This is a genomic window from Demequina litorisediminis, from assembly GCF_030161615.1.
Lineage (GTDB): Bacteria > Actinomycetota > Actinomycetes > Actinomycetales > Demequinaceae > Demequina > Demequina litorisediminis.
On record NZ_BSUN01000007.1, the window covers coordinates 1 to 1862 of the forward strand.

Below are 1862 nucleotides of genomic sequence, written 5' to 3' on the forward strand. Positions count from 1 at the left end.
TTATAAGCATCATCTCTGATGCAAACATTCTGGTTCTTTGAAAATAAAATAAATAACATTCATCAATAAAAGCTTTAAGCAACACAATGTTTCCCTTTTGTTAAAGCGAGCTTTGCTCGCCAAGGCAAGGAGCGGAGCTCCGCGCAGCTCGTGATTCTTGAACGAGCGGAGGGCGTTTGGGATCTTGTTTCGATATTGTGTGGTTCCTGAGATATAATAGTCAGTGGAAAGGATCCACATGGGATTGTGCTATTTCCTCCTGTAGTTCTGTCTACGCGTTTAAGCATGCAACCCAGACCGTTGTTATCATTACCAACACACTATCTGTTTCGACATTTGGACAAGCCTACCTTGAGTAGAAGGTGGAAAAGCAGCTCTTGCCCTTTGTCATTATATTCTCGTAAACGAGGTTGTGATTACACAACGTGTATCTTGGGAAGCCCACAGTATCGAAGCATTTTCCTAATTTTTTTGAAAGGAGGTCCTTCCCGTGAAATTATTTGTAGGTATAGACGTTAGCTCAGAAAAACTAGATACATGTTATTTAACCGATGAAATGGTGGTGTTGTTAAATCACACCTATGGCAATGATACCCAAGGTGCCTGGGAGCTGAAAGAACAGATTCTCTCCTTTCACGAAACCTATTCGTTTGACCAGATTGTGATTGGTATGGAATCTACTTCCATGTATAGCTATCATCCAGCGGTAAATTTTCACCAAGATGAACAGCTTCAAGCCATTCACGCCATTACCACCATTGAAAATCCGCATCGAATTAAACAATATATGAAAATGTTTGATGCGGATAAAACCGACCCGATCGATGCGTTCATGATCGCCGATTACTTGCGGATTCAACGCTATACGAATTCTCCTATCAAAGGAGAAAATATATGGCCCTTCAACGATTGACTCGTACACGATATCAAATCGTGCGGCAATTAGTGGAGGTGAAACAACATTTTATCGAAAATCTTTCGTATAAATGCAATACCCTAAAAAGGAATTACGTGAAGCCGAAGGTTCCACGACCGTTTTCAGTGCCGCCATCATGGATCTTTTCACCCAAGACTTGTCCTTAGACGACTTGGCGAACCTGCCTTTGAAAGACTTGGCCGAATGGCTCCAATCCAAAGGGCGCGGCCGCTTTAAAGACCCCGAAGGGTTAGCGAAAACGATCCAACGAGCCGTCCGTAGTTCCTACCGGCTCGATCAAGTCATGAGCGAATCGATCGATATGATCTTAGGTATCCTTGTGCGTGAAATTCGTTCCTTGGAAAAAGCCGTTAAAGACTGTGACCAAGGGATTGAAGATCTCGTCCAAACGGTGCCCGAATACCAATGTTTAACCAGTATTCCTGGTGTAGGCCCTGTTTACGCCGCTGGCTTGTTAGCTGAAATTGGTCAAATCGAACGTTTTCCTGATCAAACCAGTTTAGCTAAGTATGCCGGGCTCACTTGGCCCAAGCATCAGTCAGGACGTCATGAAGCTGAAAACACCCCTTAACGAAAAAAGGCAATCGCTATTTCGTTACTACTTAATTGAAGCTGCCAATTCTGTCAGTCGGCATTTGCCCGAATATCAAGCCTTTTATCGTAAAAAGTATCAAGAAACACCGAAACATCAACACAAAAGAGCCCTCGTTTTAACTGCAAGAAAATTTGTGCGCTTGGTGGATACGCTACTACGGAACCACCAACTCTATACGCCACCTAGGAGCGTGATAGAAAAATAACGAAAAAGTTATTTGCGCATTGCTAGGAAACAGCCTATGAAAACGCTTGATTTGCATAGGCCTAGTTCAGTGCGCCTATTTTTTAGTAGAGTAACAATAAATTCATTTTTTATCTTGACTCTTTA

General features: G+C 42.6%; 1 pseudogene. It reads left to right on the forward strand.

Annotated elements, in window-relative coordinates:
* Positions 1-490 precede the first annotated feature (490 nt).
* A pseudogene (locus QQK48_RS18460) lies at positions 491-1737 on the forward strand (IS110 family RNA-guided transposase).
* Positions 1738-1862 lie beyond the last annotated feature (125 nt).